This is a genomic window from Verrucomicrobiia bacterium (assembly GCA_035946615.1).
GTDB lineage: Bacteria > Verrucomicrobiota > Verrucomicrobiia > Limisphaerales > UBA8199 > DASYZB01.
The window spans coordinates 47,382-68,977 of record DASYZB010000072.1; the positions used below are offsets into that span (position 1 = coordinate 47,382).

General features: G+C 58.2%; 15 protein-coding genes, 1 tRNA gene, 1 pseudogene and 1 riboswitch. Of the genes and pseudogenes, 8 read left to right on the forward strand and 9 right to left on the reverse strand.

Going from position 1 to position 21,596, the window contains the following annotated elements:
• The first annotated feature begins 15 nt into the window (after positions 1 to 15).
• Entirely contained in the window at positions 16 to 276 is a 261-nt protein-coding gene (locus VG146_10760) for a hypothetical protein (GenBank protein HEV2392829.1), read from the forward strand.
• A 338-nt stretch (positions 277 to 614) separates the two neighbouring features.
• On the opposite strand, the gene VG146_10765 is transcribed toward VG146_10760, so the two are convergent.
• From VG146_10765 to VG146_10795, 7 genes are all read right to left on the reverse strand, one after another.
• The gene (locus VG146_10765) at positions 615 to 1,508 is read right to left on the reverse strand and encodes an NAD(P)-dependent oxidoreductase (GenBank protein HEV2392830.1); all 894 of its coding nucleotides are present in this window, start codon (positions 1,506 to 1,508) and stop codon (positions 615 to 617) included.
• Positions 1,505 to 2,056 (reverse strand): dTDP-4-dehydrorhamnose 3,5-epimerase, encoded by a 552-nt coding sequence (gene rfbC, locus VG146_10770; GenBank protein ID HEV2392831.1) that lies wholly within the window; start codon positions 2,054 to 2,056, stop codon positions 1,505 to 1,507. The genes VG146_10765 and rfbC overlap by 4 nt, the downstream gene beginning before the upstream one ends.
• Before the next feature lie 9 nt (positions 2,057 to 2,065).
• Positions 2,066 to 3,295, reverse strand: coding sequence for a class I SAM-dependent methyltransferase (locus VG146_10775; GenBank protein HEV2392832.1), 1,230 nt, complete (start codon positions 3,293 to 3,295; stop codon positions 2,066 to 2,068).
• A 135-nt stretch (positions 3,296 to 3,430) separates the two neighbouring features.
• Positions 3,431 to 4,204: a glucose-1-phosphate cytidylyltransferase gene (gene rfbF, locus VG146_10780; GenBank protein ID HEV2392833.1), complete on the reverse strand. Its 774-nt coding sequence runs from the start codon at positions 4,202 to 4,204 to the stop codon at positions 3,431 to 3,433.
• 79 nt (positions 4,205 to 4,283) lie between these two features.
• Positions 4,284 to 6,140, reverse strand: a complete 1,857-nt coding sequence (thiC, locus tag VG146_10785; protein HEV2392834.1) for a phosphomethylpyrimidine synthase ThiC — start codon at positions 6,138 to 6,140, stop codon at positions 4,284 to 4,286.
• A 36-nt stretch (positions 6,141 to 6,176) separates the two neighbouring features.
• A riboswitch (TPP riboswitch) is annotated at positions 6,177 to 6,310 on the reverse strand.
• Between the two features lie 106 nt (positions 6,311 to 6,416).
• A complete protein-coding gene (locus VG146_10790) occupies positions 6,417 to 7,301 on the reverse strand; it encodes a hypothetical protein (protein HEV2392835.1) in 885 nt (294 codons plus the stop codon).
• A 21-nt stretch (positions 7,302 to 7,322) separates the two neighbouring features.
• Positions 7,323 to 8,735 carry an N-acetylmuramoyl-L-alanine amidase gene (locus VG146_10795; protein HEV2392836.1) on the reverse strand — a complete coding sequence of 471 codons (1,413 nt, stop codon included), beginning with the start codon at positions 8,733 to 8,735 and terminating at the stop codon, positions 7,323 to 7,325.
• 103 nt (positions 8,736 to 8,838) lie between these two features.
• Between VG146_10795 and VG146_10800 the strand changes: the two genes are divergently transcribed.
• The 3 genes from VG146_10800 to VG146_10810 all read left to right on the forward strand — a co-directional run bounded on the left by VG146_10800 (position 8,839) and on the right by VG146_10810 (position 12,476).
• Positions 8,839 to 9,396 (forward strand): UbiX family flavin prenyltransferase, encoded by a 558-nt coding sequence (locus tag VG146_10800; GenBank protein HEV2392837.1) that lies wholly within the window; start codon positions 8,839 to 8,841, stop codon positions 9,394 to 9,396.
• Positions 9,393 to 10,313, forward strand: a complete 921-nt coding sequence (locus VG146_10805; protein ID HEV2392838.1) for a UbiA-like polyprenyltransferase — start codon at positions 9,393 to 9,395, stop codon at positions 10,311 to 10,313. The genes VG146_10800 and VG146_10805 overlap by 4 nt, the downstream gene beginning before the upstream one ends.
• 99 nt (positions 10,314 to 10,412) lie before the next feature.
• Positions 10,413 to 12,476, forward strand: coding sequence for a CAP domain-containing protein (locus VG146_10810; protein HEV2392839.1), 2,064 nt, complete (start codon positions 10,413 to 10,415; stop codon positions 12,474 to 12,476).
• On the opposite strand, the gene VG146_10815 is transcribed toward VG146_10810, so the two are convergent.
• Entirely contained in the window at positions 12,473 to 12,976 is a 504-nt protein-coding gene (locus tag VG146_10815; GenBank protein HEV2392840.1) for a tetratricopeptide repeat protein, read from the reverse strand. The two genes, VG146_10810 and VG146_10815, sit on opposite strands and share 4 nt — an antisense overlap.
• Positions 12,977 to 13,130: 154 nt before the next feature.
• On the reverse strand, positions 13,131 to 18,209 hold the full coding sequence (locus VG146_10820; GenBank protein HEV2392841.1) for an amino acid adenylation domain-containing protein: 5,079 nt from the start codon (positions 18,207 to 18,209) through the stop codon (positions 13,131 to 13,133).
• Between the two features lie 335 nt (positions 18,210 to 18,544).
• On the opposite strand from VG146_10820, the gene VG146_10825 reads away from it, so the two are divergent.
• The 4 genes and pseudogenes from VG146_10825 (at position 18,545) to VG146_10840 (ending at position 21,372) form a co-directional block, all read left to right on the forward strand.
• Positions 18,545 to 18,621 (forward strand) — tRNA-Arg (locus VG146_10825).
• A 278-nt stretch (positions 18,622 to 18,899) separates the two neighbouring features.
• Positions 18,900 to 19,511 carry a TetR/AcrR family transcriptional regulator gene (locus tag VG146_10830; protein ID HEV2392842.1) on the forward strand — a complete coding sequence of 204 codons (612 nt, stop codon included), beginning with the start codon at positions 18,900 to 18,902 and terminating at the stop codon, positions 19,509 to 19,511.
• 76 nt (positions 19,512 to 19,587) lie between these two features.
• A pseudogene (locus VG146_10835) lies at positions 19,588 to 19,893 on the forward strand (hopanoid biosynthesis associated radical SAM protein HpnH).
• Positions 19,894 to 20,010: 117 nt separating this feature from the next.
• Positions 20,011 to 21,372 carry an alpha/beta fold hydrolase gene (locus tag VG146_10840; GenBank protein ID HEV2392843.1) on the forward strand — a complete coding sequence of 454 codons (1,362 nt, stop codon included), beginning with the start codon at positions 20,011 to 20,013 and terminating at the stop codon, positions 21,370 to 21,372.
• The last annotated feature ends 224 nt before the right edge of the window (positions 21,373 to 21,596 follow it).

Genomic DNA, 21,596 nt, shown 5'->3' on the forward strand with positions numbered 1-21,596 from the left:
CCCCTTTTTCGCGCTATGGCTATCCCGGCACTCAACCAGCACGGATTGCTTCCCGTCGGCATCCACGACTGCACACTCGCCGAGCTGAAAAGTCGGTTCGCCTCATTTCAAGCCACGGATCGACGGCTTGAGCTGTTCCGAAAACTCGAACGATTGATCGCCGAAGCTCAAGCAGCACAATTTGCGCGCAGTCTGCTCATCGATGGCAGCTTCGTAACCGCGCAGCCAAATCCCAATGACATTGACCTTGGTCCTCGTGCTGCCTCCGACGCATGATGTGTGCGGTGACCTGCCGCCGTCCCAATACAATCTGGTGTCGAAAAAAAACGTGCCAAGGCGCTACGGTTTTGATATAGTTGCTGAGCGTGAGAACACAGTGGAGTATGATGAAGCGGTCGCTTTCTTCCAGCAGGTGCGCCACCAGCCTGCTTGGCAGAAGGGCATTTTAAGGCTAAGGCTATGATTGAGAACACGCCGCAACTCCAGCAAGCCCTCGAACAGATGGGCCGCATGCAGCGGATTTTGGACTCTTATCGCACCGACAGACTCCCGCAGCCTGACAGATAGGGCAGCCAGGTCTTCGCCCTCTCCGGCCCGTTCGATTCCCCCGGCGATCATGACCTCATCAAGACTTCCACGAGTCGTTTCAATCCTTGCTCCATCGTGAACTGAGGTTCCCAGCCAAGCGAGCGCAGTTTTGTGGCGTCCGCCACCACGAACGGGAAGGGGTCCGGTTCCGGCGGGTCCGCTTCTTCGACCAGGCGGGGTTTTCCCATCAGGCATGCCAGCCGACCGGCGATTTCACGCACGGAAGAGCCGGTCCCGGTCCCAACGTTGATCGGGCCACGGACTTTGTTCTCAACGACTGCGAGAAGGGCGGCCGCCAAATCCTCAATGAAAATATAATCCTTGGTGCTCGATGGAGTTTTGAGCAGGACCTTCTCGCCGCGCTCGAACTTTTGGGCAATCGAACTGCAGAGCCGGGAGGGATGCTCTCCCGGGCCATAGGGATAGAAAACCCTGGCCCAGCCGAAGCCGAAATCGCCGGCATCCCTTTCGAGGGCGAGGCGGAGTTGATTCTTGCAACGCGCATAGCGGGTCGTAGGGAAAAGAGGGGTGCGCTCTTCGGAGAGGGGCTCGCTGCCGATCTGGTATTCAATGCACGAGCCCAGGCCGAGCAGGTATCTGGCGCCGGCCTCGGGCATCCTGCGCAGGAAACTGAGGCTGGCATCACGGAAGCGGTCGTTTTCGGGCGATTCGAGGTACATACCGGGCGTGGTGATCCAGGCCATGTGAATGCAGGCCTCCGGGCCAAAGGCCTCAATCTCTCGCCAAGGGGCTTGTTCGAGGGTCCCGCGGAGCCAGTGCAGGTTGGGATTTGGCGGCAGTGACGCGGGAATGTCTTCAGCAGGAATAAGCAGGCCGGCGATCTCGTGTCCACGACTCAGGGCCAGGCGGACAAAAGCCGAACCAATAAAGCCGGTTGGCCCGGTCAGCAGCAGCTTCATCGTTCTTTGCCCTTTGCTATCTCTTCAAGCAGCGCGAGATTTTTGTCACGCTCGGACACGACCGGGTTAGGGATAGGCCATTGAATTGCGACCTGCGGATCGTTCCAGCGCAACCCGCGCGCCATGTCGGGGAAATAGAAATCCGACATCATGTAAAAGACCTCGCAGTCATCGGTGAGGCACTGGAAGCCGTGGGCGAAACCTCCCGGGACATAAAGGCAGGAGCGATTTGCGGCTGTGAGTTCAAAGGCCTCCCAGCGACCAAAGGAGGAGGACTTGGGTCGGATATCGACCAGCACGTCGAAGATGGCGCCGGCTGTGCAGCTAATCAGTTTTGTCTCCGGCTTAGGGTCAGCCTGGTAGTGCATTCCGCGGAGCATTCCGCGTTTTTTGGTAAGCGTCAGATTGGTCTGGGGCCAGCGGGTGTTCAGGGCGCGGGCGCTGAACTCATTTTCACAGTAAGTGCGCGCCAGGAATCCGCGGTCATCCTCGCGCAATTCGAGTTCGAGCCGCCAAACACTGGGCAAGGTGGTCATAAAGAATTTCATGCCCTTGTGTCACACGACCGAGACGGCTGGGATGGGGATGATGAATTTCCCGCCTTTTTCCCGATAAGCGCTTTGTTGCTCGAGAATTTCATCAGCGAAGTTCCAGGTCAGCAGCAGCGTGTAATCCGGGCGCCGTTCGAGCAGCCGTTCCGCTGGCACAATGGGTATATGCGTGCCGGGTGTCAGCCGGCCCTGTTTATAGGTGCTGCGGTCCGCCACAAATTCCAGCGCCGCTTTGTCCAGGCCGAAGAAATTGAGCAAGGTGCTCCCTTTGGCCGAGGCGCCATAGGCGGCAATGGATTTGCCTTGCTGGCGGGCCTGGAGCAGCAGGTCCAGGAGCGATCGTTTGAGTTCCAGCACACGTTGCGCAAAACCTTCGTAGTAAGCCGGAGCGTCCATGCCCTTGCGCTTCTCCTGGGTCAGCAACTGCTCGACCGAGCGTTGCCTCGCGTGAGCGCCGGCATGGCCGGCAAACAGCCGCAGGGACCCGCCGTGAATCCGCAACTGCTCGACATGATAAGTCTCGATGCCATGGCGGCGGAAGAGCGGTTCGAGCGCCGTCAGGCTGAAGTAAAAAACGTGCTCGTGATAAATCGTATCGAACTCGCTCTTCTCGATGAAATCCGCTGCATAGGGGAATTCCAGGATGATGCGCCCGCGCGGCTTGAGCAAGGCCGCGAGGCCGGCCACGAAATCGTTCGGATTTGGCGCATGCGCAAAGACATTGTTGCCCAGGATTAAATCCGCCTGCCGCCCCTTTTGGGCAAGGCTGCGGGCAAGGTGTTGGCCGAAAAACTCGACAAGCGTCTCGATGCCCTTTTGGGTGGCGACCTTGGCGATATTGGCTGCCGGTTCGATGCCCAGGCAGGGAACACCGGCTGCGCCGAAATACTGCAGCAGGTAGCCGTCATTGCTGGCCACCTCGACCACCAGGCTGTTCTTGTCCAAGGCAAATTCCTTCACATAGCGAGCTTGCGCCTCGCGGGCATGGCGCAATGCCACGTCCGAAAACGACGAGAAATAGAGATACTCGGAGAAAAGCTGGACGGGCGGGACAAGGTCGAGAATCTGGAGCAGCCAGCAGGTCTGGCAGAGGGCCAGGCGCAGCGGGAACTTGGGCTCCGGTTTGAGGAGGTCTTGTTCGCGCAGGAGGTTATTGGCGAGAGGCTGGACACCGAGGTCGAGGATTAATGTGCCGTGCGGGCTGCCGCAGGAACGGCATTGGAATGAAAGGCTCATATTGGGAGCGTGGGATGGACTAGGCACAGAGGAACCCCTCTCCCCCGGCCCTCTCCCATTCGGAAGGGGAGAGGGGGAATCCTCGACAGCTTACGGTTGTAGCGCATGTTGCAGGCTCCTTTGTAGGTGAGCCGCTTACCAGACCTTCCAAGGGGCATGACCGCTATTCCAAAGATTGGCCAGGAGCTGCTGCTCGCGGAAGGTGTCCATGCATTGCCAGAAACCGGCGTGGCAATAGGCCGCAATTTGGCCCTCAGCCGCCAGGCGGTTGAGCGGTTCCTGCTCCAGAACGCATTTGTCGCCGGTGAGGTAATCCCCGATTCGTTTGTTCATGACAAAGAAACCGCCGTTGATAAATCCCGTTTGTTCCTCGGCCTTTTCCTTAAAAGCCGTGACAGTATCACCCGCGATTTCCAAATCACCGAACCGCCCGGCGGGGCGGACGGCCGTGATGGTCACCATTTTGCCCTGGGCGCGGTGAAAGGCAATTGAGTCGTTGATGTTGCTGTTGGTGAGACCGTCGCCATAGGTGACCAGAAAATTGTCCTCATCAATAAAGCGCAGGACACGCTTGAGCCGGCCGCCTGTCATGGTGGCCTGGCCGGTATCTACCAGCGTGACGCTCCAGTCCTCCTCGCCATGCTGGTTGTGGTACTTGATTTGTGGCCGCGGCCCCAGCTTCAGCGTCACGTCGCTGGTGTTCCAATGATAATTCCGGAAGTACTCTTTTATAACGTCGCCCTTGTACCCGAGGCACAGGACAAAATCCTTATGCCCGAAGTGGGCGTAAGTCTTCATGATATGCCACAAGATTGGCCGCTCGCCGATGGGCACCATCGGTTTGGGACGAAACTCCGTCTCCTCGCGCAGGCGGGTGCCCAAACCACCACAAAAAATAACGACTTTCATCGATGATTAAAACTTCGACCAGACCTATTCCGGCCGGCCCCGTTTTAATACCGTTTCGGAAAACGTGACACAACACGGATTAGCCGGGATTGTAAACTTCGGCGCCTTTTTCGAGGAATTCCTGGGCCTTTTCTTCAAGGCCATGCTGGATGGCGGCGGCGTCGCTGAGGCCCTGGGAGGCGGCGTATTGGCGCACCTCCTCGGTGATCTTCATCGAGCAGAAATGCGGGCCGCACATGCTGCAGAAATGGGCGACCTTGGCCGCTTCCTGGGGCAGAGTTTCATCGTGAAACTCGCGCGCTGTGACCGGGTCGAGGCTGAGGTTAAACTGGTCTTCCCAGCGGAACTCGAACCTGGCCTGGCTCAAGGCGTCATCGCGCTGGCGGGCGGAAGGATGCCCTTTGGCAAGGTCTGCGGCATGGGCGGCGATTTTGTAGGCAATGACTCCGTCTTTGACATCCTTTTTGTTGGGCAAGCCCAGGTGCTCTTTGGGGGTCACATAGCAGAGCATGGCGCAGCCGTACCAGCCGATCATCGCGGCGCCGATGGCGCTGGTGATATGGTCGTAGCCGGGCGCGATATCAGTCGTGAGGGGGCCGAGGGTATAGAACGGGGCCTCATCGCACCAGGCGAGTTGCTTGTCCATGTTCTCTTTGATCAGGTGCATGGGGATATGGCCCGGACCCTCGTTCATGACCTGGCAGCCCATTTCCCACGCTATCTTCGTCAACTCACCCTGCGTGCGCAGTTCGGCGAATTGGGCCTCGTCGTTGGCATCGGCAATCGACCCGGGGCGGAGGCCATCGCCGAGACTGAAGCTCACGTCGTAAGCGCGCATGACCTCGCAAATCTCGCGGAAGTGGGTGTAGAGAAAGCTCTCCTGGTGATGGGCCAGACACCACTTGGCCATAATCGAGCCGCCGCGCGACACGATGCCCGTTACCCTGCGCGCCGTTAGCGGCACATAGCGCAGCAGGACGCCCGCATGCACTGTGAAATAATCCACCCCTTGTTCGGCCTGCTCGATCAGCGTGTCCCGGTAAATCTCCCAGGTCAATTCCTCGGCCTTGCCATCGACCTTTTCGAGCGCCTGGTAAATGGGAACGGTGCCGATGGGCACGGGTGAATTGCGTAGAATCCATTCGCGGGTTTCGTGGATGTTTTTGCCCGTGGAAAGGTCCATCACGGTGTCGGCGCCCCATTTGGAGGCCCAGCGCATCTTTTCGACCTCCTCCTCGATGCTCGACGCCACCGCCGAGTTGCCGATGTTGGCGTTTATTTTTACCAGGAAATTGCGCCCAATGATCATCGGCTCGGATTCGGGATGGTTGATGTTGGCGGGGATGATGGCACGGCCGCGGGCGACTTCGGCCCGCACAAATTCCGGCGTGATTTGTTCCGGGATAGCGGCCCCGAACGATTCACCGCCCAGCGGACGATAACCCGGCATCGGCTTCGAGAAGCCAGAGGCCGGACGTTCGCGTCCGAGGTTCTCGCGCAGGGCAATGAATTCCATTTCGGGCGTGATCATTCCCCGGCGGGCATATTCGAGTTGGGTAACGACGTTGCCGCTGCGCGCCCGAAGGGCTTTGCGGCGCAGTGAGGGTGGCAAGGGCGCATCGGAACGCCCGGGGATGGGCCGATAGGAGGGCTCGACCTCCTCGACATCGGCGCGGTCCAGAATCCAGCGCCGGCGCAGCGGCGGCAGGCCGTGAAGAACATCGCCTTCGAATGCGGGGTCGCCCCAGGGGCCCGAGCAATCGTACAAGCGCACGTATTGAGCGGGTGCAGGCGCGCCGTTGCTTTTGCCGACGGCGCTCATGCCCACCTCGCGCAAAGGGGCCTGGACGGAGGGATGGATTTTGCCTGAGATGTAAATCCTGCGCGAACGAGGCAAGGGTTCCCTGCTGGAAGGCAGCGTGCTGGTCTGGCTCATAAATGATAAAGGATTTCTGAACTAACGGAACCAGCCAGGGCGTGGTGAAGTACTGTCCCTTCGCCAGCATTACCTGGATCAGGTTCGACGGGTCTGCCGGGCTCCCGCACAGCACTCTCAGCCTTTGCTCCGGATACACCGGCAGCCGGTTGGCTCCCCTGTAATGAGAAGACTTTAAACCGGGGGTAAGGGGCGGTCAAGCGGATGCCCTGGCGCTATATTGTGTTCCGGCTGCAGCGCAAAACAGCCGATGAACCGCTTCAAACGACTGCCCACTTACGGCAGAGGGATGTTCTCGACCACAAAGGGGTAGGACTTGACGGACTCAGGCGTGGCGAGCTGGATAACCAACTGGGTGTCCTGCGGCGGCGGCGCGTCGAGGCCGGTGGTGTTGAAATCGCCGGAACTCCAGCGCTCGCGGCTCTTCAAGGGCTTGCCCTGTCCGTCGATAAACTTCAGGTCCATGACGCGCTTTTGCGGGTCCTGGATGTAGAGTTGAATTGAGTTTTTAGAATCGGACATCATTCCTCCGAACATGCCCTTAAACAAGCCGCCAAAGGCCTCGGCCAGCTTTTGCCCGGCAGGATCGCCGGCAGCTTTTTGGTCAATTTCTTTTTTTTTGGCTTCGTAAGTTTCCTTGGTAAGGTACATCACCTGGATGCCGAGTTTTGCCAGGCCAGGGTTGCGGATTGGCTCGGCGGGGTGTTGCAGGACGTTCTTGATAGTCAGCAGCCCGCCATTGGCTTCCGTGGGGTTGAACAGCTCGACCTCGCCCTTGATGATTTTGATGGTCGTGGCATTCCGGGAAGGATTGCGCAGCTTCACGTCAGTCTTGAGGGCGCCGCTCGAATGCCCTGAGTTGAACGAGGCGGAAGACAACTCGTCCTCGTTTTTGATGATGAGGTCGCGGCCCAGTTCGTCGGTGGCCTCAGTGACGCGGACACGTCTGACGCTGCCGGCATCGGCCGCAGGGTCGCCGGTGAATTTCAGTTCGATTTTGCACTCGGAATTAAAAGCGCCCGTGGTGCGGTTGTCGCTCACCTCGCCGACACTGGCGCGAAGGGGTGTCTGGGATTTGTCGCGGGATTGCGCGTCCGCGCTAACCGGGAGGGTCAGGAGGACGAACAGATAAGTTTTGGCCAGGTTTTTGGCGGTTTTCATGGTCACAAGATCATTGTTGAGTTACCGGCATTTGCCACACGGACTAAAAAGCGGAGCAAATGCGATGCCGAAAATGCGGCTGCGAGGCTCTTGTTTTGACCCATCTGCCATGAACAGCGCCCTCCCCTGCTCCTGCTCCTGCTCCTGCTCCTGCTCTTGCTCTTGCTCTTGCTCGATTGTCGGGGGAGTACCGAGCGAGGAAGAGCAGGAGCAAGAAATGTGTCCCGCTGACTTTTCTTGGCATGCCTTGGCACACCCGCGATGACCCGGCACGCGATGAGCCGCTCCGGGCGATGGGCCGCTGTTGAGCCGATCGTGGCTGGGGCTGATTAACAAAACACCGGCGACGGCCTCTGCCAGCTTTTGCCGGTAATCGGCCTCGGCAATCAGCCGGGCTTCCTCAGGGTTCGACAGGTAACCCGCTTCAATCAGAATCGCAGGGCACTGCTGTCCCCGGAGCACCCCCAGGAAGCGCGCGCGGCGCACCCCGCGATCCAGGTGGCCGTTGACCTGTAACAATGCTCCGTGGATTCGAGCCGCAAAAAGAAGGTTCTGCTCGTCAAAGGCGTTATTGGGAAAGACCGCATCGGTTTGGTCCATGTACCCGCGCGTGATGCTCGATGGCATACCAGGCGGGGTGAGGCAATAGGTCTCCAGCCCGGCCTCATTTTGGTTGGGAGCAGCGGAATTGAAATGCAGACTAAGGAACAAATCCGCTTTGTGGCTGGCGGCAAACGCCACGCGATTGGATATGGCCAGGTCCATATCATTGGAGCGCGTCAGCCAGACGCGGCAACCACGGGCCGCAAGGAGCTTCTGCAGGCGCAATGCCCAATCGAGAGTGAACTCTTTCTCGTATTGTTCGTTCAAAACGCTCTTGGTGCCGGCATTCTCGCCCCCATGCCCCGGATCGATGACAATCACCGGGTTATCCGGACCACTCGCCTCCGGGGGCGTCTTTAAAAGGGGAAGAATGGTTTTGTTCAAATCGACTGCATGGATGAACGGCTCCTCATTAATCATTTGCGGAGCAAAGCCCAGGTGCAGTTCAATCCCGTTCCAGTGCGCGACCACATTCCCTGCGCTCAGAACCAGCACGCCGTTACTCGAATGAACGGCGAAACTGGGCGCCGAGGCCGTGCCCAGCGAGACGATATTAGCCCAGGTGTTCTCATGCGCCCAGCGCGCGAGCGGAATCCAGGATTCCGCGGAAGACTTGGTGGAGGTTGCTGTGCTGGTGGTTTGTGAAGAGAACGGGAGGTTTGATTGAGAATGGACTTGGAAGCCATTGGAAGCTGAAGGGGTGTTCCGGGCAGATAGGGCATTTCCATCTTCCCAGTCCGGCACATGGGCCACATTCGGATGGGAACTGCTCGTGCATCCCGCCAAACCAATAGCCAACAGACCTGCCAGCGCTCTCGCAACTCTCCACACGCGGACGCAGTTTGCCCAACAAAACGCGATTGGGAAAGGAGGAAGTGTTGAACACTTCAGTTTAGGCTTCATCCTTCATCTTTCATCCATCATCCTTTGCCTAATGAGATTTCTGGTTGCGATTACAGGGGCCAGCGGCGCGCTTTATGCCCAGCGGCTGCTCGATAATCTTGACCCCGCCCAGCACGAGGTCCACGTGATTCTGAGCAATTACGCCCATACCGTCATTGCCGAGGAATTAGCTGATGGCTTGCGTTTGCCGCCGGGTGTTCGCTCGCACAACCTCAAGAGCATGAACGCCCCATTCGCCAGCGGCTCCAATCCACCGGACGCCATGGTAGTCATTCCTTGCAGCATGGGCACCTTGGGGCGCATCGCCCACGGCTCCAGCGAAGATGCTCTGCTGCGGGCAGCCGACGTCGTGTTAAAGGAAAAGCGGAAGTTGATACTGGTCCCGCGCGAGGCCCCGCTCAACCTGGTTCATATCCGAAATATCGAGTTGCTGCTCCTGGCCGGGGCGCTCATTCTTCCGGCCAATCCTTCCTTTTATTCCCGCCCCCAAACTGTCGAGCAAGTGGCCGACACGGTGGTGGCGCGGGTGTTGGACCATTTAGGGGTCGCGCATCAGCTCGTCGGCAGGTGGGGTCAGGAGGAAATGTGACCGCAGCCGCCCAACAATCCCCTGCAGCCGTGGTGCGCAAATGGGCTGGGTTTGTTAAGTTTTCCCATACGGCCTTTGCTCTTCCTTTTGCGCTGGCCGCCATGGTGGTTGCGGCTCGGGATAACCGGGGTTGGCCTGGCGGACGGGTTTTTGGACTCATCCTGGCGGCGATGGTCTGCGCGCGCACTTGCGCCATGGCCTTCAATCGAATCGTGGACCGCAAATTCGATGCGCTCAACCCGCGCACGGCCAGGCGCCACCTGCCGGCCGGCCAAGTCAGTCTGGCTGGGGCCGTTTGCCTGTGTGTGCTGGCAGCGGCCGGCTTGGTTGCCGCGAGTTTTTTTCTCAACCGCCTCTGCTTTTACCTGTCGCCTCTGGCGTTATTGGTGATTTGTTTCTATTCACTCACCAAACGCTTTACCGATTATACGCACGTTTACCTGGGTGTTGCGCTGGCACTGGCCCCAGTGGGAGCATGGCTGGCAGTCAAGGGCGGGCATCTGGCGCTGCTCGATATTGTTCAAATGCTGGTTCTGGCAGCCGCTGTCGTGTTGTGGCTGGTCGGCTTTGACATCATCTACGCTTTGCAGGATTACGAGTTCGACCGCGCTCATGGCTCGCGCTCGTTGGTGGTCGCCTGGGGGCCCGCCAATGCTTTGAAAGCCGCATTTCTCGCGCACATGTTTATGTGCGGCTTTCTCTTGGCGTTCGGAATCCTTTGCCGATTTCGCATCGCGTTCGTGGTGGGGTGGTTCATTATCGTGGGGTGCCTTGTGCTCGAACATTGGATTGCCCGGCGCCGCAGCCTGGCTTGGATTAATGTGGCCTTTTTCCGCTTGAATGCCGTGGTAAGCTGTGTGTTCCTGGCCGTTACGGTAGCCGAGGTAGTGTTCCAGGGCGGATTCCGTCTGCGGTAAATCAGGGAATCGGATAGCCGTCTGATTGCCGCTTTCTTTTTGACTCTATCCCTCGTTCCGGGCATAGCTTTGCCGTTCCAGTGACGAACCTGATTTAACATGCCAACAGCGTATCTCCGCCGCGCTTTGCCAGCTCTTCTGCTGGTATCATTCGCCCTCCCTCGACTTTCTACCGCCAACCTGATTTTGGGCGAACCGCCCCGCGCGCCGCAGGATGTAGCCGGGTTGCCCGGTGGAACCCCGACCATCAAGAGCGCCACCGGCGGATTTACTGTGACTACCGACTCGCGTGAGCAGGTGCGCTCGTTTTTTAACGCCATCTATCCCGCGTCCGACAATGTGCCGATAGATACCACAGCGGACGTGGCCAACTGCATTCCAGGAACCAACTCGCCGGCTTTCCAGGATGCGGTCTTGCGCCGCATCAACTGGTTTCGTGCGATGGGAGGTGTGCCGGCGGTCATCGCCTTGAACGCCAGCAATAACGTTTATAACCAGCAAGGGGCCGTGATGATGTCGGCCAACGACAACCTAAGCCATTTCCCGCCGACTTCCTGGAGTTGCTACACCGGCGGGGGGGCCCATGCGGCCTCCAATTCAAACATCGCTTTGGGCTCCGACGGCGCGGATTCGATCACCGGTTACATCTGGGATTTTGGCGCGAACAATTCTGAAGTAGGACATCGCCGATGGCTCTTGTACCCGCAAACCCAGGTGATGGGCACCGGGGACGTGCCGGCGGCCGGCAGCTATAATGCCGCAAACACCACCTGGGTATTTGATGCGAATCTCTTTGGACCCCGCCCAGCGACCCGCCAGCCCTATGTCTGCTGGCCTCCGGAGGGTTTTGTCCCTTACCAGGTGGTTTATCCGCAATGGTCGTTCGCTTTGTCGAACGCGAACCTCAGCGCCTCAACGGTGGCCATGACCAGCAACGGCGTCAGCGTGGCAGTCTCCTTGCAGCCCTATACAAACGGGTACGGCGAAAACACGCTGGTCTGGGTGCCCATGGGACTGGACCCAACGACCGAGTCTTCCGTGTTCCCATTCAACGGCAACGATACCGTCTATAACGTTACGGTGAGCAATATCAAAGTGGGTACCTCGAGTTTCAGCATCTCCTACCACGTGACGCTCTTTGACCCGGCTGTTGCCGGTCCGGATTACGTTGCCCCGGTGATCAGCGGGCCATCGCAGCCCATCGCCAGCATGACGAATCTCTATTTCTGCCAGTCTGTAAACAACTCGAATGCGACGAGTTATCAATGGCGAGTTTCCACGCGCGCTGCCGGCAACCTGAGCGACGATGTCCAAAACGGATTAGTGAACTTCACGATGACTCCGGCGCCGGATTACCCAATCATCACTAACTCCTTTGACGGTTTGGGCAACTGCTTTCACTTGGCGCATCCGGATACCAGCGAACTGACCCCGCAACTCTTGCAATTAAACGAGGTGCTGTTTCCCAGAGCCAATACTGTCGCCAGCTTCAGCAGCATGCTCGGCTTCGCGACCACCGGCGAAACGGCCCGCGCTCAGGTGTCCACTGATGGCGGGGTGACCTGGCGGGATGTTTATACCCTCGCAGGCGCGAACATCGAGGTTGAAACTTCTTTTAACCAACACAGCCTTCCGCTCTCGAACTATGCCGGACAAGCCGTCCTCCTGCGGTTCAATTATGATTTCAGCGGCGGCAATTACTACCCGGGCGCGCTTAATTATGTCGGCTGGTGCATCCGTAATCTCGTCATCACCAATACCGACCAGTTGACCGGGTCCGTCATTTACACAACTGGCTCGACCAATTTCGACTGGGACCCTGGGCAAACCGGCGGCTTCACGCTCGAAGCGCGTGCCGTCATTTTTACAGACTCCCCGCTCGAGTGGGGTCCAGTCGATCAAGTCACGGTGATTTCCAATGCCCTGGCGCAGGTCCTTACCCTGAGCGCGCCGGTGCTGGCGAATAACCAGGTGCTTTTAGACTTTGCAGTCAATTCCGGCCCGAGCGGCAAATTCAAACTGCTACAGGTCGATCAACTCGGCGCTGCCTGGACGACCAATACCAGCGCGGTTCTGAGCACCAATATCCCTGGCAGTTCTTACCGCTTTACAACTACCAACGGCGCACTGACCCGCTTTTTTCGTGTGATCGAGACACCCTAACCCCCGCGGATTTCGTCCCAAAGCGGCGCCATATCCGGGTCATCGAGGGCCTGCTTTTTCATGCATTCGCTGCCCCCGATGACTCGCGCGCGTTTGAACCAAATCCGCGCGGCATCCAACAGGCCCAACTGGCAGGCATAGCAGGAGAGATTAAAGCAAATGGTGGCTTCCTTGGGAAACTTGTCAAAGGCCGGGAGCAACGCATCCCAGGCTCGTTTGATGCTCCCGCCGGGAACGCGGCGCAAGGCATAGGCCTGGTGCAGCCAGCCGGTGCAACGCTCGGGAGCGGCCGCGAGCAGGGCCTGGGCGATTCGCAACGCTTCCTCCCAGGACTTCTCCTCGGCGCAGATCATCCAACGCACCTCCAATACATCCGGATGGGATTGTAAGTCCAGGCCCAGACGCGCCAGTTCAGCCTTTGCTTCGGTGATATTGCCCAACCCTATCCAGCCCATCGCGGCGGAAACATAAAAACTGTCTGGCGGCTTAATTAATTGCACTTTCGATATACATTAACCGGAGTGTCAACCACCCAAAGACGGACCAAGACTAAAAGCGTGTTTTGAGAACGCCGGCTTTCCCTTCGTCCTCGTCCTCGTCCTCGAAATCCTGGAAAATCGAGGATTACGACGAGGAGGAAGGTGGCTTACTGCATCACACCCTGCGGCGAGGTTGGCGAGGGATGGGGGCGGCGCGCATCGAGCGGGCGCTTTTGTTTTGGGCAACTGTATCGCCCAGAGAGCGGATAGTCGGGCGTTCGAGCATTTCCCGCAGAGTCAGGCTGCTGCCGAAAGCTCTGTTGATGCGCGCAAAGGCCCGCGTGGCGGAGAGGGAATCCCCACCCAATTCGAAGAAGTTATCGTCGATACCGACCTGCGCCAGCATGAGGACCTCCTGCCAAATTCCGGCCAGGGTTTGCTCATCCGAATTGCGGGGCGCTACATAAGCCTTCGCGGTCTCGACCGCGCCTTTGGGCTCAGGCAAACGGCGCAAATCAATTTTCCCATTCGGAGTGAGAGGAAATTCCTGGAGGGCAACAAACTGTGCCGGCACCATATAGAGCGGCAGTTTGGTTTTGATAAAATCGCGCAGTTCGGCGTTTGACGGCGGCCCGTTCCTGCTGATGACGTACCCAATGAGGCGTTTTTCGCCCAATGAATCTTCCCGAGCTGTGACCAGGGCATCGGCAATCCCGCTGTGCTGGCGCAACACCGTTTCGACTTCGCCCAATTCGATGCGGAACCCGCGAATCTTCACCTGGTGGTCCATGCGGCCAAGGCACTCAACCTGCCCATCCGGCATGCGTCGGGCCAAATCCCCGGTTTTATAAAGACGATCTGCCCCTTCCTTCACAAACGGGTTTGCAACGAACCTTTCCAGGGTCAACTCGGGCCGATTTAGGTACCCGCGCGCCAGGCCCTCCCCGCCGATGTGCAACTCGCCCGCAGCCCCGAGCGGCACGAGGTTTTGGTGCGGGTCGAGGATATGAAGCTGCGTGTTTGCCAGTGGCCTGCCGATGAGGATTGGGCCTTCTCGAGCCACTTTCCAGGCCGTGGACCAAATGGTTGTTTCGGTGGGCCCATAGAAATTCCAGACCTCTTTGGCGTGGCTAAGCAGTTCGTCGGCCAGGCTGCGTTTGAGGGCCTCACCGCCGCAGAAAATTTTGAGGTTCTTGTTGCCAGCCCAACCGGCTTCGAGCAACAACCGCCAGGTGGCGGGGGTGGCCTGCATGACCGTGGCGCCGTTGGCTTGGATTAAGGCGGCCAGTCTCGTGCCGTCCCCTGCTGTGTCGCGACTGGCAACGGTCAACTGCGCGCCCAGTACCAAGGGCATGAATAATTCAAGGGCCGCGATATCGAAGGAAAGGGTTGTAACAGCCAGCAGGTTGTCTGCTGCAGTTATCCCGGCTGTTCTGGCAGCCGAAACCAGCAAGTTGACCACCGAATGGTGCTCGATTTCCACACCCTTGGGCTTGCCCGTTGAGCCTGAAGTATAAATGACATAGGCCAGCGGCGACCGGGCGGCATCAGCTCGAGAACCCTGGCTGCTGGGCAATCGGCGATTGGGTGGTGATTCCGGCCTATCCAAGCAGAGCACCTGAGCGTTTGTTTGGGGCAGAATTGGCAGTAGCTTTTGTTGGGTAACGAGCACCGGCGCCTGAGAGTCTTCGAGCATGAAGGCGAGGCGGTCTGCGGGATAGGTTGGGTCCAGCGGAACATACGCAGCACCCGCCTTGAGGATAGCCAGCAAGGCCGTCACCATTTCCGCCGACCGCTCAACGCACAGGCCCACTAATGTCTCGGGCCCGACGTTCAGGTCCTTTAGCCGCCGCGCGAGACGATCGCTCCGCTCATCCAGTTCGCGATAGGTGAGCTTTTCGTTTTCAAACACCAGCGCCGTAGCGCCAGGATTCTCCTGCGCCCGCTGCTGGAAGAGCTCATGAATCCTTTGGTCACGCGGGTACTCCTGAGTGGTCGCATTCCATTCATCAAGCAGCCGCGTCGTCTCTTGGTTCGAGAGCGGCGAGAACAGTTCATAACGGCTGGACGGACTGGCCGCCATGGCTTCGAGTGTCCGAATGTAGTAATGGCTGATTTGTTCAACCTGCTCCCTGCAGAGCGCGTTGGGGTCATAATCGATGTGCAACTCGAGATGCGTCGAGGTGACATCGAGCATGAAGGTCGTGTAGGTGGTCAGGTTGTTGGCCTCGAAGTAATGGCCCTCCGCCAAGTCTAAATCCCGCAGATGGCTGAGAGCCTTATAGACATGGAAATGAACAAAATCAAAGGCCGTCTCAAACAGCGGTTGTCCGCCAATCAGCTTCTGGATTTCCGACAGAGGAAAGCGCCGATGCGAGACGATTTCGATTTCCCCCGCAAAGGTTTGTTTTACCAGGTCGAGCCAGGTCCCGCCTTGAAGTTTTTGGCGCAGGGGCAGGTTGTTGAGGAAAAGGCCCACTAACTTCTCGCCATCCACTTCCTCGGGCCGGCCATTGCAAATCAAGCCGCTAGTCACGTCGGCCTGGCCGTAAAGGGCCGCCATCACGCGCTGGTGCGCCGCCAGCAGCACCGTCTTGAGTGGGACTCCGGCCATTTGCGCCAGGGCCTTCAACCCGCTAAAGATGCGCTCCTCGACGTGAATCTCGGGGCCGCGCTTTTGTTCGTGGCCGCCGGCGCGCATGGGTTTTGGCCGCCGGGGCAATTGCTGCGGCGCGGCGCCTTCGAGTTTTTCTTTCCAAAAAGAGCGGGAGACCTCGGAACCGCTCGCCTGTTGTTCCAAAGCAACGAAGTCGCGATAAGTCAAGCGCGGGGCAGCAATAGTGTATTGCTTTCCATTGAGCAGCGCCTCGTATTCCTCGAAAATCTCGGTGATAACCGCCGCTAGGCTCCAACCATCCAGACAAGCATGGTGAAAGCTGATGATGAACTGAAAACACCGGTCCTCCCGTTGCTGGGCGTGGAAACGGAATAAAGGCGCTACTGCCCGATTGAACGGACGCCGCTTCTCGGATTCCACCCAATCCCCCAGATGTTTGTCCTGCTCTGCTGGAGAAAGGCCGCGGAGGTCCTCCATGCTGAAGGGGATGCTCACCCGACGATGAACCAACTGTAATGGTTCGCTAAAACCGGCAAGCTGAAATGAAGTCCGCAGCAACGGATGGCGGACCGCCAGCCGTTCGATGGCTTCTTTGAGCGTGCTGGCCTCGAATGGGGCCCGCACCCGGTAGCTAAAGACATCGTGATAAATCGCTGAGAGCGGGTCTATCTCGTTGAAGTAAAACATCCCTAGTTGCAGCCGGGTCAACGGGTAGGCGTCCTCGACATCAGCGGGCAATTTGGCCTTGTCCTCCGTCGAAACCAGGCTCAGGGGCTGGGTCGGCTTGAAGCCGTCGTTGTGGCCTGATGCCTCAGCGCGCCTGGCCAGACCGGCCACCGTCGGATATTGGAAAATATGCTCCAGCGAAAGCTTCCATCCGTGTTGCTGGGCAAGCGAGAGGATTCGGATGCTTCGGATAGAATCACCGCCCAACTCGAAAAAATTGTCCTCGACGCCCACCGGTCGGATTTCGAGGACTTCGCTCCAGATGCTCGCGAGGGTTTCTTCGGCATGCGTCCGGGGTGCCACGTACGCGCGCTTCAATTCAGGACGGGCCCCGTCAGGGCTGGGCAACGCGCGCCGGTCCACTTTGCCATTGGTCGTCAACGGAAGCCCCTTGAGGAAGAGGAAAAAGGCCGGCACCATGTAATCCGGCACTTTTTGACCCAGGTACTCGCGGAGTTCGGTGATATTGGGGGGAGACTCGACAGGCACCACGTAGGCCACCAATCGTTTGTCCCCCACCGAGCTGTCCTGGGCAATAACGACGCTCTCCCGGATTTCCGGATGGGCGTTTAAAGCGGACTCGATCTCACCCAATTCGACTCGGAATCCCCGTATCTTAACCTGGTGATCCATCCGGCCAAGGTACTCCAATTCACCTTGTGCATTGACCTGGGCCAAATCGCCACTGCGATAAAGCCGCGCGCCGGATTGGGCTGAAAATGGGTCAGGCAGAAACCGTTTGGCCGTTAAATCGGGCCGGTTCAAGTAACCACGCGCGACCCCGGCGCCGCCGACGCAGATTTCGCCCGGGACGCCGGCGGGCACCGGCTTAAGGTCCTCATCGACCAGATAAAGATCGAGGTCGGGGATGGGTACACCGATGACGCTGCCCACACCGCTGGTGAGGTCTTCTTTCCGGATCACGCGGTATGTGGAATGAACCGTGGTCTCCGTAATGCCGTACATGTTGACCACCCTCGGCTCCTGGTCCCCATGCCGCGCAAACCAGGGCTTGATGCTTTGCAGTTCGAGGGCTTCTCCGGCGCAGATGACGTAACGCAATGCAAGCCGGCGTTTAGCCGCGGCGGTTTCTTCGGCCCAAATCAACTGCCGGAACGCCGAAGGAGTCTGATTGAGGACCGTTACTTTCTCCCTGGCCAGCAGTTCGTAAAATTCGCCCGGGGTGCGCGTCACCAGGTAGGGCACGACCACCAGCCGGCCACCGTTGAACAATGCGCCCCATAATTCCCAAACAGACACATCAAAGGCGTAGGAGTGGAACAACGGCCAAACATCCATTGAATTAAAGCCATACCACGGCGCCGTTTGCTCCAGCAGGCGCACGACATTATGGTGCGTCACGATGACCCCCTTGGGTTTTCCCGTCGAGCCCGAGGTGTATATGATATAGGCGGCGTTCTCGCTGGAGGCCTTTGCGAGTGGATTGTCTTTCGATTCCAGTTCCACCTGGCGCCATTCTGAATCGAGACAGACTGTAGCCGGCGCGCGCGAGGGCAGGGCGCCGCGCAGTTTCTCCTGGGTCAGCAGCACGGGGGCTCGGGAATCTTCAAGCATAAATCCCAACCGCTCCTTGGGATAAGCCAAGTCGATGGGCACATAAGCGCCGCCTGCCTTTAACACGCCGAGAATGGCAATCACCATCTTGAGAGACCGTTCGAGGTGCAGCGCTACCGGCGCCTCTGGGCCAACGCCGAGTTTTCGCAGGTAATGAGCTAATTGGTTGGCCTGCTCATTCAGCTCGCGGTAGGTCAGGCTCTCATCGAGGCAACTCAGGGCAATGCGCTCCGGATTGATGCGGGCCTGCAATTCAAAAAGCTCGTGGATGCATGGCCGCCTGGCCACTTGCGGTTCCCCTTGAATTTTTTCGGGTGCAATGGTTGCTCGATTCATAGAAAAGCTTAACCATTAATGCGCGTGAACGGACCTATTAGAGCCGCGCGGCTCGCCTGCCGGGCGCCGCCTCGGGGGCGCGTACATTGCTTCGTTCATCGGGTCGAAAATCGCTTTAAGAATAGGAGCGGGTTTGAATAGCGCCAATGGGTTCAGGACCCTAATTGGATGGAAAAATCCCACCAGGCCGGGATGATCAATCCTCTCAACCAAGGGTCTCCGCCAGCTTTACTGAAGGAGATTAAAGGGCCGCCGTTACCGCCGTTAGAGTGTTCCAAATAAGCGCTTGCGCCGGTGCTGGCCGGCTTGTACTTTTGGACGCCTCGTCGATGGGTGCACCCATAGCTCAATTGGATAGAGCGTCTGACTACGGATCAGAAGGTTTCAGGTTCAACTCCTGATGGGTGCGCCACTTCAAAGCTGCGGAATATCAAGCACTTACGCTCTTAACGAGCGCTGCCTACAAAACCCGGAAAATCGTGCTTGGCCAATTCTTGGCCAATTTTGGGACCCTCGCTCGGGAAATCCTGGAGCGGCACACCCACCCGGAAGAGCGCTCATCCCCAGAAAACGGCGATACCCTCCAAGACTGCAACCGCTTAGGGGTTTGATTTAAAACGGGGCCGAAAAGCGTTCCAAGCGTTCCATTCACGGTTCGTAATTGCGCTCGGCTTTTACTAGCATCCGTGCATGGCGAAAAAACGTGATGATAGCGGAATGCAGTCGAAGCTGATGAACGCGGCCATGACGGCGTTCGCCAGAAAAGGTCTGAACGACTGTAGAATGTCGGATATCGCCGACGCCGCCGGCTTGGCCAGGGGAACCGCGTACCTTTATTTTAGAAGCAAGGAACAGCTCATGCTGAGCATGTACAAGCTATATTCCTCGAGAATGCTCGAGAGCCAAAAGGCCATGCTAGCCAAAGCGGGACATTTGACCGCCCGGCAACTCCTCGAGCGCGCGTGCCACGCCTGCCTGCGTTCTGGAATCAAGCACCGCCGGACTTTTGGCTTGTGGTTTCAATTTCTTGCGTTGGGATCATCACCGTCGTTGGGAAAAACCGTTCGCAAGACCCTCGCGGAAACCTACCGCGGGCACAGCGCCTATTTTGAGGACTTGGTCGAGAAGGGCAAGCTTTCCGGGGAATTTCACAAGCATGCGAACAGCCGCGCCGTGGCTGCCGCCATGGTGGGCTTGCTGGAGGGCCTGATGATTCGACAATACGCCGATCCCGAATTGACGGATCTGGCAACCGACTATTCGTCCTTGGTTGGCTTGATACTTGACGGGATCAGCACCTAAGGTTTAAACAAGGCCGGAACTGGCCCTCAGGAAGGGCTTGACAAATGAATGAACCGTCGTTCATTAATAAGCCCGCATGGTACCAATATCACAAACGTTGACGGTTGCGTCCTATGTGCTGACGCAGAAACTAAAGGGCCGCAAGAAGTACCCGCTCGTGCTTATGCTCGAACCGCTTTTTCGCTGCAATCTCGCTTGCGCCGGGTGCGGCAAAATCCAATACCCCGACCACATTTTGAACCAGCGCCTCACTCCAGAACAATGCTGGGCGGCCGCGGAGGAATGCGGCACCCCAATGGTTGCGATCCCCGGAGGCGAGCCGCTGATCCACCCGGAGATCGATACAATTGTCTCCGGCTTTGTCGCGCGGAGGAACTGGGTCATCGCCGGAGTCGCCGCCATTTGTTTGATCACCGGCGTTGCGCTCTCGCATCGGGTTGAGCCTGGCGTCCACATTCAAAAAGTGACGCTCGCCGAAGAGACGCCTGCGCTTGAGTTCATGCCTGTTGGCTCGGGACCGCATCCGGTGGCACTGCTCGCCCATGGATACGCTGCTTCGAAAGAGACCCTCTTTCGCTATGGGGAGGCGCTCGCAGCCGCCGGATTTATTTGCTATAGCGTTGACCAACCGGGGCACGGAGCGTCACCGCGGAAATTTACTTTTATGGAAGCCGTGCATACGGTGGAGGCGGTCGCACGCGAGGTCGGTCCGGTGGATGTTTTTGCGGGTTGGTCGATGGGTGGCTATACGGGAGGCGAGGCAGTGCGGAAAGGGGGAATGAAACCGCGGCTTTTCATTGCCATTGGCGCCATGCCGGTCCTAGGCGACCACGCCCCGCCGTTGCTTTTCCTGGCAGGCCGGTTCGAGGAAACCTTTACACCGGCGCTCCTCAAGACCCGAACGGACGCGCGTCTGGTGATTTCTCCCTGGTCCGATCATGTGCTTGAGGGGTTTGATCCTGTGCTTGTGAATGCAGCCGTCGAAGCCGCGTGCGCCGCGGTGCATCAGACTCCACCGGCCCCTCCCACGGCATGGCTCTGGCGACCCTTTGGCGTCATGCTGGCAATGCTGGCAGCGGGCGCGCTGGCAAGTTATCTGACGCATTTGCTTCCGCGACTGGCTCGATTCCGCGGACTGTTAATCGGTGGCTTCGTTGCTGCCGCCTTCATGCTCACCATCCGCGGTGGTTGGCTCGATGCGACACCCAACCTACTGTTACTAGAGATCGCCATTCCTGTTGCCATCCTCCTGGCAATCATTCTCGGCAGGTTCCGCATCCCGCGATGGAGCTTCGTCGCGCTGAATCTCCTTGTGACGGTGATTGCGGCATTCTGGTTCAATGCGAGCCAGAGTCGGCCCGCGCTTATCCTCATGGCTTCTACCCTGGTCCTGATGCCCGCCCTGATCTCGGGAATTGTCATCGCCTGGTTTGCGTCCCACCACGGGTCCCGGTTGCAAGGCGACATCGCCATGGCGATCTTCCTGGGTTGCCTCCTGCAATGTTGGAAACCGTTACGAACGGCCCCTCCAGCGCCGACACCGCATACAGCCATCAAGCTGGACGCAAAGCTTCTCGATGCCTGTATCGGCGAATACGAAATTGTGCCGGATAACGTGTTTGACACTGGAGCGAAGGTGACTATCCGGCGAAAAGGAGATCATTTAGTCTGGCAAGCTTTTCGGGACAACGCATGGCAAAGCGCTTTGGATCTTTATCCCGAATCGGAAACAATTCTCTTCTTCAAAAAGTATGGCACGCAAGTGACATTCATTAAGGATGATAAAGGCGAAGTGATAGCGATAAGCCGCCATAAGCCAGGGCTGCCGGATAGCGAGGGGAAGAAGCTTAATACCGAATGATCGCGCCTTTGGCCAAATTGATGGACTGGTTGGCGGTTCAGGTTTCGACGCTCAAGTTGCCTGCCAATTTTTATACGAATAACCCTAGCGAGGCAGAGCCTCAGACCGACGAGATGTAGTTAAAGTTCGAATGGTTCCGGTCGGTGCAGGCGCGACACCCGGAGGTGCCGGCATTTTAGCCTCAACAAGGAGGCGGTTTCTCCGTATAGGAGTAACAAACGCCC

What these genes read in the sequence shown, in the direction of transcription:
- VG146_10760 (HEV2392829.1), top strand. Translation starts at nt 16, where the DNA reads ATGGCTATCCCGGCACTCAACCAGCACGGATTGCTTCCCGTCGGCATC.
- VG146_10765 (HEV2392830.1), bottom strand. Translation starts at nt 1,508, where the DNA reads ATGAAGCTGCTGCTGACCGGGCCAACCGGCTTTATTGGTTCGGCTTTT.
- rfbC (HEV2392831.1), bottom strand. Translation starts at nt 2,056, where the DNA reads ATGAAATTCTTTATGACCACCTTGCCCAGTGTTTGGCGGCTCGAACTC.
- VG146_10775 (HEV2392832.1), bottom strand. Translation starts at nt 3,295, where the DNA reads ATGAGCCTTTCATTCCAATGCCGTTCCTGCGGCAGCCCGCACGGCACA.
- rfbF (HEV2392833.1), bottom strand. Translation starts at nt 4,204, where the DNA reads ATGAAAGTCGTTATTTTTTGTGGTGGTTTGGGCACCCGCCTGCGCGAG.
- thiC (HEV2392834.1), bottom strand. Translation starts at nt 6,140, where the DNA reads ATGAGCCAGACCAGCACGCTGCCTTCCAGCAGGGAACCCTTGCCTCGT.
- VG146_10790 (HEV2392835.1), bottom strand. Translation starts at nt 7,301, where the DNA reads ATGAAAACCGCCAAAAACCTGGCCAAAACTTATCTGTTCGTCCTCCTG.
- VG146_10800 (HEV2392837.1), top strand. Translation starts at nt 8,839, where the DNA reads ATGAGATTTCTGGTTGCGATTACAGGGGCCAGCGGCGCGCTTTATGCC.
- VG146_10810 (HEV2392839.1), top strand. Translation starts at nt 10,413, where the DNA reads ATGCCAACAGCGTATCTCCGCCGCGCTTTGCCAGCTCTTCTGCTGGTA.
- VG146_10820 (HEV2392841.1), bottom strand. Translation starts at nt 18,209, where the DNA reads ATGAATCGAGCAACCATTGCACCCGAAAAAATTCAAGGGGAACCGCAA.
- VG146_10830 (HEV2392842.1), top strand. Translation starts at nt 18,900, where the DNA reads ATGGCGAAAAAACGTGATGATAGCGGAATGCAGTCGAAGCTGATGAAC.
- VG146_10840 (HEV2392843.1), top strand. Translation starts at nt 20,011, where the DNA reads ATGCCTGTTGGCTCGGGACCGCATCCGGTGGCACTGCTCGCCCATGGA.